Source organism: Sutterella wadsworthensis (assembly GCF_003315195.1).
Taxonomy (GTDB): Bacteria; Pseudomonadota; Gammaproteobacteria; order Burkholderiales; family Burkholderiaceae_F; genus Sutterella; species Sutterella wadsworthensis.
Genome location: NZ_QNRV01000055.1, coordinates 1 through 7,823, shown reverse-complemented (window position 1 = coordinate 7,823; position 7,823 = coordinate 1). Strand labels below are relative to the sequence as shown.

Sequence of the window (7,823 nt, the reverse complement as noted above, 5' to 3'; positions counted from 1 at the left end):
GTTTTTATTAAATAAAAACAATGGATTAGGAAGAATAAATAGGCCGACTTTGCGTCAGATCAGGACCTCCCGGAGCTAGTCTCCGGGAGTTTGGGCTGAATATTTAAGGCTCGGGAAGACCTTCCATCACCGGACAGCTATCTACAATAGAGAGCTGTCCGGTTTGTTTTTTTGAACTGCAAAATCAGCAGTCACTGCTTCCACGCCGCTATGGTCCGCTTATTCATCTGCATTCTGCTTCTCGGCATCTGCGCCGCGCAGTACCAGCTGTGGCTTGGGCGGGCAAGTTGGAGTAGACTGTCTGAGTTGAGAGTAGTACTCAATACGCAGCGCGAGGAGAATGAATCGCTTCGCCGAACCAATGAAGCGCTGCAGGCCGAATTCAATTCGCTCGCCAACAATCAAGATGCCATTGAAGAGCGCGCCCGCCGCGAGCTCAATATGGTCAAGCCCAATGAAATTCTCTTCCGCATTGAGACGACGGAAGAAGCGGCACGCAAATCCGATGCAGCAGCATCCATGCCGGACGTCGACGCTCCGGACATTGCCGCAGGGGCTAAACCGACCTTTACGCCTAAGAAGTCGGATCTTTATTCCGCGCCCAAGAACCAGCGTGCGCCGAAGGCTCGGGATCGACGTCAGTAGATTGACGCCCCGGGCAAAACAAACGGCGCGGAGCCATCCCCGCGCCGTTGGTGAGCATTCTTAGTCTCAGAAAGAACGAACGTTATGCCTTCTGCGTCTGCACGCCCGGCGTGAAGAGCGCTGCGGCGTCGATGGCGTCGTAGTGCGCTTTGGCGCCGCAGAAGCGGCAGGCGACGTCAAGAGCGCCTTTTTCCCGGATGATGGCGTCGACTTCTTCGCGGCCGAGTGAACGTACCAGATCGTCGAAGCGGGCTTTAGAGCACGTGCAGGCAAAGTGCGGCGCCGCTTCGTGCGTGACGAGCGGAGACTCTTCCCAGAAGAGCCGGCGGTTGATGTCTTCGGGTGAGAGCGTAAGCAGTTCGGCGCTCTTCACCGTGCCGGCAAACATCGTGAGCCGCTGCCAGCCTTCCGGGTCATAGTCAGCGGGGAGTTTTCCGCCTTCGGCGGGCATTTTCTGAAGGAATACGCCGCCCGCCGTCTTGTCGTCGGCAGCCAGCACGAGCTTCGTGTCCACCTGCTCGGAATGGCGAAAGTAGTTTTCAAGCGCTTGGGCAAGCGTGTCGCCTTCGAGCGCCACAACGCCTTGATACGGCGCCTCATCGGCCGGGCGATGCGCTCTGTCGAGAATGAAGGCGCAGCGGCCGCGGCCGGAGACATTGACGAGATCTTTGAGCTTGGCGTTGGGGTCGAGCTTCGCCGGATCCGTGCCGGCCGCAAGCTCCACCATCACGCGGAAGGCATAGCCGGGGCGCACTTCCGCCAAGGCACGGCGAACGGGACCGTCGCCCTCAATTTGCAGGGCAACTGTCCCGTCAAATTGCAGCGCGCCTGCAGTGAGAAGCGCTGCGGCGGCCATTTCGCCCGCGAGGCGGCGGGCCGCAACGGGAAGGTTTTGATTGACGACGGCCTGTTCAAGGGCGTCGCCTAATACAACCGTTTCACCGCGCACATTTGCGCGCGGGAACAGCAGTTTTTGGAGAGCATCCATGACAATGACGAAACCTATTAATGAAAAACCTGAGGTTCATTATTTTAGCGGTGCGGCTAAATCGATAAACTTTTTAGACCGCAACGCATCTGCCTCAATTGAGGCAAAACGTGTCCAGTCTTTCAAGAGCTTTGTCGTGACTATTGATCTGCATATGCATTCCAATGCGTCGGACGGAATTCTTCCGCCCGCAGAAGTTGTTCGTCTTTGTGCCGGCAACGGCGTAAAGCTGATGAGCCTCACCGATCACGACACGATGAAAGGCATTGAGGAGGCTCGTGCAGAAGCCGAACGCCTTGGCATCGCATTCGTGCCCGGCATTGAAATTTCCACGCGCTGGGGACAAAAATCGATTCATGTGGCGGCCTATAACCTCAATCCGAATACGGAAGCCTTCAAGGCTTTCTTCAAAGGCGTTGACAAAAAACGCATTGAGCGCGGGGAACGGATGGGAAAACTCCTTGCGGCCTGCGGCTGCAAGGGGGCCTTTGAAGGCGCAATGGCGCTTGCCGTTCATCCGGGATCGCTTTCCCGTACGCACTTTGCACAGTGGCTTCTGGATGCCGGCTATGTGGAGAATTACGCCCAAGCCTTCGATAAGTACCTCAAGCCCGGCAAGCCCGGCTACGTGCAGATTGAATGGCCGGAAATCCGCGACGCCGTGCGTTTTGTGAAAAGTGAGGGCGGCACGGCTTCTCTCGCTCACCCCGGGCGCTACAACCTCAAAGAAGGGTGGATGATTGACGAACTGCTGACGGCCTTTCAGGGAGCCGGCGGAGAGGCGATTGAAGTGGCCTCGGGTTCGCAGACCCGCGATGATGATGCGCTCTTTGCGGCCAAGGCCAAGCAGTACGGGTTTCTCGCGAGCACCGGGTCAGACTGGCATTCGCCCCGCTCGCCCCGTCCGACGCCGGGGAGTCAGCCGCAGGTGCCGGCTGATCTGACGCCGATTTGGACGAAGTTCGGCTTCCCAAAAGATTTCTGCGGTCAGCATTGATCGCAGCAGCACTTCTCCCAGCGGCGAAAATAAAGCTGCCCCCGAAGCATTGAGAAATACTTCGAGGACAGCAGGAAGATTGGTGTATCAAGCCTTAATTTTGATGGGCTGTGACTTCCAGACCCGCGATGTGTCCAAAGACCAATAGGTCGGTGAGCGCATTGCGCCCGAGGCGATTGCCGCCGTGGATGCCGCCGGTGATTTCACCTGCGGCGAAGAGCCCCGGAATCGGGTTGCCTTTGTCGTCAAGCACCTGCGTTTTTTCGTTGATGCGCAGACCGCCCATCGTGTGATGGATAGTGGTCGTGAGCGGAACGGCATAAAAGGGTGCCTTTGTCACAGGCATGCCAATCAGAATCTTCGGAACCGAAAGCCCTTTGGTGTCTTGAGCTGCTGCGGCAGCGTTGTAGGCCTTCATGGTCTGGGCGAAGCCCTTTTCGTCAATGCCGGCGGCTTTGGCCAGATCTTCGAGGGTATCGGCTTTATAGGCATAGCCGTGCGAGAGGGCAATCTGTATCAGATCGTCACGCACTTTCTTTTGGTTGATGGTTTCCTGATCGAAGATCGAGTAGACCACCTGACCGGGCTGCTCAAGGATGCCGTGAGAAATTTCATCGCGCCGGCCCGTTTCATCCACGAAGCGCAGTCCGAGCTTATTCACGTAGGGCGTATCCTGCGGACGGCCGGCAATGGCGGATTCGAGTTCTCCGTTTTTCGGATTGCCGTGAGGATGGATCTGAATCCACTGCATGCCTTCGAGCGCAGCGCCGGCCTTGACGGCGGCTTCAAGCACTTCGCCCGTCGTGCCAGGCTGGTTCGAAGTAGCAATAACGGAGATGTTGTTGTACTTCTTCACCATCTGGAGATTGGCGCCGTAGCCTCCGGCGGCGAGGATGACATTTTTACCCGAGAAGATATGCGGCGCACCCTTCACATCAACGGCTTTCACGCCGGTCACTCGGCCCGACGGATCACGTTCGATCTCGGTCACCTTCATAGAGGTGTAGATCGTGCTGCCCGCGGCTTTCACTTTTTTCGCGAGCGGAGCGATGTAGGCATCGTAAGTAGAGATCGGTGTTTTGCCGTCAGCCTGACGCGGCCACTGTCCGCGGGGGTAGAGGCCGCCGATGCCCACATCAATCCAGTGACGCGGGACGTGGAACCACGTCATGTCAGACTGTGATTCCAGCCAATTCATAGCGGCTGTGGCGTTTTGGGTCATTGTCAGAACAAGCTTCGGGTCGCTGTGGCAGTCACCGCCCTCGATCGTCTGCAGCGCAAAGAGTTCGGGCGAGTCGAAGATGTACTTTTTACCGGCGGCATCATGCGCGGCAAGCTGCTTTTTCACCGTTTCCTGAAGGTCGGCTACGGCCTTGCTGCAAGGCTTCATCGAGGTGTACTTTGTCACGATGTCGCGAACGGCCTGCGTCATGTCAAGAAGCTTCTCGGGATTAGGATCCATGGCGGACATGTTGCCTTCAGAGCGGGCGGTGTTGCCGCCCAGCATGGCCATCTTCTCGAGCACGATCACCTTGGCGCCGCGCTCGACGGCGGTGGCTGCAGCCACCATGCCGGCTCCGCCGCCGCCCACAATGATGACATCAGCTTGTGTTTCCAGCGGCAGCGCTTTGTCTGAAGACTTGGCGTCGGTTTTCTTTTTAAAGAAAGACGCGTCGGCGCCGGCCTGCTTAAGCGCTTCGCTGACGGCCTTGATGATGGCGTTGGAAGTCATCGTTGCGCCGCTCACGACATCCACCGAACTGGTTTGTTGGGCGACTATCGCGGCAGGGAGCGCTTCAACAGCAAGCGACCCGATGCCCGGCGTTTCCTGCTGACGGACGACTTTGACGGATTCGATGCGGTCGGCGGAAACCTGCACTTCTACGGCAAGTTCACCGTTGCGGGCGGGCACAGCGGCCGAGTAGACGCCAGGCGTCATCGCTGCGGCGGAAGCGGCTGCAAAAGTAAGAAGAACGGCGGCTGCCGCGGCGGAGAGTACGGGTTCAGAAGGATGAATCATTGGCCGAATTTCCATAAAACGTGGAATTGCTCTAAAGAAGTCGGACAAATTCTAGGGATAGCGCTGTCTTCGGAAAATGAGGTAATTTACGTGTTTGAATGTCAGATTTCGGAGCCAATCAATGTCGGAACCGGTTCTTAGTCGGAAACGCCAAGGTGCTCAGGATGCCGTCGATACGCTCGAGACGTTCGAGGCGTTCGAGGCGTTCGAGGCGTTCGACAAGCATGGTCTGCCGGCCTTTGTCCGCGGCGTGGATGCTGAAGCGCTCTATTTTTTTCTGGCGCTTTTTCGTACCGGAACGCTTCCGCGTGCGGCCGAGCAGCTCGGCATCAGTCTCTCGAGCGCCAACCGCATGCTCGCGAAGCTCCGCACCTATTGGGACGATCCGCTTTTTGTGAGAAGCGGGTTTCTGATGCAGCCGACCACAGCTGCCAAACGCCGTTATGACAAGGTGCTTTCCCTCATGCATGTGCTTGAGGATCTGCGGCGCGACGACGAACTGGATCCAAGAACTCTTTCGCGCACCGTTCGCACGGCCTGCTACGACAATGCATTTGCGCTCTGCATTGCCTCGATTTTTGCTGACTTCACGGCCCGCATGCCGCATGTGCGGCTGCGCGCCATGCAGGCCGATGAACATCTCTTTGATTATCTGCGTGAAGATCTGCTCGATCTGGTGTTCTTTGCCCGGCAGGGACTCCATCCAGATGTTCATTCTGTGGCGCTTCTTACCACGCCGTACGTCTGTCTGGGGCGGCGCGGACATCCTCTCTCTGAACGTGCTGCGACTTTGGGGCCTCTTGAACGCGAAGATCTTGAAGCCTTCCCGCAGGTGCTCATCAATGCCCAGCCCGACCGCTACCGTGCTCCCAACAGTCCCGGCAACGGCTGGTTTAATCCCAAAAATCCAGACCGCATCGCACTGGTGACGCCCTTCTTTCTTGCGGCATCACTTTGTCTGGAAGAGACGGACTGCTACGCGATTGTGCCCAAGGCAACGGCTGAACTTGCACTCGACCCGCGACGCACAGCGATGCTTCAGCTTTCTGATGCCGCGCCAAAACTCACCGTTCGATTGGGCTGGCACGAGCGTACGCACGCCGATCCGGGATCGCAGCTGATCCGCGCGCAGCTCTTGGCGCTGATTCAAAAGCGCTTTGGGCGGCCGGTAGGAGAGTAGCTATGCTGCATTCGCTATGGATTCTTGCGGCCACTTTTTTTACGGTGCTCACCTATGTGTTCGTGAAGTGGGTGCCGCCGCAGTACGAAATTTGGGACATTTTCTTCGTCCGTTCCTGCTACATGGCTTTCTTTGCCGTTCTGATGGCGGCGGTTGCTAAGACGCCGCTCAAAACAAAGATCCCGAAGGCGCATATCGGCCGAGCGATATGCGGCATGCTCGCTTTGCTGATCAACATCGTGACCGTACAGCATCTGCAGATCGGCACGGCTGAGACGCTCTTTTACACCATGCCGCTTTTCGTTTCGCTCTTTGTGATCATTGAAAAGATGCGTCTTGGCGAGCGCACCGACTGGGTGCTGGTCGGTTCGGTGCTTTGCGGTTTTGCGGGCATTTGCATGGTGCTGCAGCCTTCCTGCGGAAGCCATGAACTGCCCTATGCCGTGCTGGCTGTGCTTTCGGCGATTTTGGCGGCAGGTTCAGCGATGTTCTTGAAGCGTCTCGGCGCGGCGGGCGAACCGATTTTCCGCACAGTCTTTTGGTTTTCTGCGGCAAGTCTGGTCATTTCTGCCGTGGCGGAGGCGTTCTTGAGCAGAGCCTCTATGAAGGACCTTTTTACGGACCCCATGCTTTTTGCCGTGGGCATCTGCACGATGGGCGCTCAGCTCGCACAGACATTAGGATGGGGACGCGGCCGGCCGCTGCTTTGCGCCTGTCTGCAGTTTTCCGCCATTTTGTTTGCCGTCTTTTTCGGCTGGCTCTTTTTTGACGAGAAACTCGAGTCTTTCGCCACGGTCGGCATCGTGATCATCATCGCTGCTGAGCTCGCTGCTGCTGTTATCGGTTTGCGCAGCCGAGCGCGTCGCGGTTCATCAGCGTGAACAATCTAATGAAAAACGCCGCAGACGGCATTGGTCTGCGGCGTAGATGACCAGCATGTCAGAACGCTAGTGAGAATGCTTTTTTACATAAAGAATGATGCCGAACAAAATGACCGGCATAGCAACCCCTGTGACTAATGTCGCGATCCAAACAGTCATTTCATATACCTTTCACGCAAGTAGACGACAGCAAATGCTGAAATAAGCAGCACGCCGCCAATAAACCACCCTAACAGCACACCGTTAAAAAGCCCAACAGCCATTGAGGCAACCGACAAATTCACCAGCCAGGCTCGCATCGTCTCGGCGTACGGTTTTAAATTATTCAAACTGAATTGCATTAACACCTCTTGAACCCATTATACAAAAGGTTAATTCCCCTCAGACTTATCGCTTCGAGAGAAGAAGAATCGCTGGGATTGCAATGATGAAGAGTCAGCTATGCTAATGCTTGGCTTGAAATGACTCCCTGAAACTCTCCGCGAATATGTGGATCAGTTAGCCGGTGCTGGAGCCGGAACTCCCGGATAACAGATCCCGAACTCGTGTGATTAAGGTCAAGGATCGGATGTTTTGCTGAGCTAATCCCGTGAAAATAAACCAATAAGTTTTTACGGGATTTCTTTTTTCCGCTAAAATGATACCTATGTTTAAATTAGGTATCTGTTAGCGGGATTGATGATGAAAAAGGCTAGCGACAAGTGGTATTTCACCAAGGAAACCAATGCCAAGGGCTTGTGCTACATCTACGCCTATCAAACGCAGTGGGATCCGGTCGCCAAGAAATCAAAACGCTCAGCCCGCAAGTATGTCGGCCGCTTAGCAGCTGATTCCGTCGTCAATATCACCGCCAAATTTCGTACTGACTTTCCTCAGTACGCCCAAGGGACCTTTTATTTCGGCCTGGATAAGACGTTGGTCGATGAGGCAGCCTATCGCCGAGATTTCCCGGACGCTCCCGGCCCTAAACCAGCGGCTGCCGAAATGGATTCCGCTTTGTGCGATACCCGCAGCTTAGGGTTCACTTGGGCTTTGGAACAGCTGGCAGCGCAGTCACAGGTGCTTGAGCATCTGCGCGAGATCTTCAAAGAGGATGCCCGCAGCCTGCTCAA

At 56.1% G+C, this 7,823-nt stretch carries 7 protein-coding genes and 1 pseudogene; 5 read left to right on the top strand and 3 right to left on the bottom strand.

Going from position 1 to position 7,823, the window contains the following annotated elements:
* Nucleotides 1-210 precede the first annotated feature (210 nt).
* On the top strand, nucleotides 211-645 hold the full coding sequence (locus DES29_RS12070) for a septum formation initiator family protein (RefSeq protein WP_016474862.1): 435 nt from the start codon (nucleotides 211-213) through the stop codon (nucleotides 643-645).
* 82 nt (nucleotides 646-727) lie between these two features.
* Here the strand turns inward: DES29_RS12070 and hslO are convergent, their stop codons facing one another.
* Complete coding sequence (hslO, locus tag DES29_RS12065; RefSeq protein ID WP_016474861.1) at nucleotides 728-1,633, bottom strand: Hsp33 family molecular chaperone HslO; 906 nt, start codon at nucleotides 1,631-1,633, stop codon at nucleotides 728-730.
* A 136-nt stretch (nucleotides 1,634-1,769) separates the two neighbouring features.
* On the opposite strand from hslO, the gene DES29_RS12060 reads away from it, so the two are divergent.
* Nucleotides 1,770-2,630: a PHP domain-containing protein gene (locus DES29_RS12060; protein ID WP_236578892.1), complete on the top strand. Its 861-nt coding sequence runs from the start codon at nucleotides 1,770-1,772 to the stop codon at nucleotides 2,628-2,630.
* A gap of 94 nt (nucleotides 2,631-2,724) precedes the next feature.
* On the opposite strand, the gene DES29_RS12055 is transcribed toward DES29_RS12060, so the two are convergent.
* Nucleotides 2,725-4,650: a flavocytochrome c gene (locus DES29_RS12055; RefSeq protein WP_021994797.1), complete on the bottom strand. Its 1,926-nt coding sequence runs from the start codon at nucleotides 4,648-4,650 to the stop codon at nucleotides 2,725-2,727.
* Nucleotides 4,651-4,771: 121 nt separating this feature from the next.
* Here DES29_RS12055 and DES29_RS12050 point away from each other — a divergent pair, with 121 nt between their 5' ends.
* On the top strand, nucleotides 4,772-5,830 hold the full coding sequence (locus tag DES29_RS12050; protein ID WP_113854941.1) for a LysR family transcriptional regulator: 1,059 nt from the start codon (nucleotides 4,772-4,774) through the stop codon (nucleotides 5,828-5,830).
* 2 nt (nucleotides 5,831-5,832) lie between these two features.
* Nucleotides 5,833-6,711: a DMT family transporter gene (locus DES29_RS12045; RefSeq protein WP_016474857.1), complete on the top strand. Its 879-nt coding sequence runs from the start codon at nucleotides 5,833-5,835 to the stop codon at nucleotides 6,709-6,711.
* Between the two features lie 155 nt (nucleotides 6,712-6,866).
* Here the strand turns inward: DES29_RS12045 and DES29_RS12040 are convergent, their stop codons facing one another.
* The gene (locus DES29_RS12040; protein WP_016474855.1) at nucleotides 6,867-7,052 is read right to left on the bottom strand and encodes a hypothetical protein; all 186 of its coding nucleotides are present in this window, start codon (nucleotides 7,050-7,052) and stop codon (nucleotides 6,867-6,869) included.
* A gap of 340 nt (nucleotides 7,053-7,392) precedes the next feature.
* On the opposite strand from DES29_RS12040, the pseudogene DES29_RS12035 reads away from it, so the two are divergent.
* A pseudogene (locus DES29_RS12035) lies at nucleotides 7,393-7,823 on the top strand (IS1634 family transposase); the annotation flags it as partial.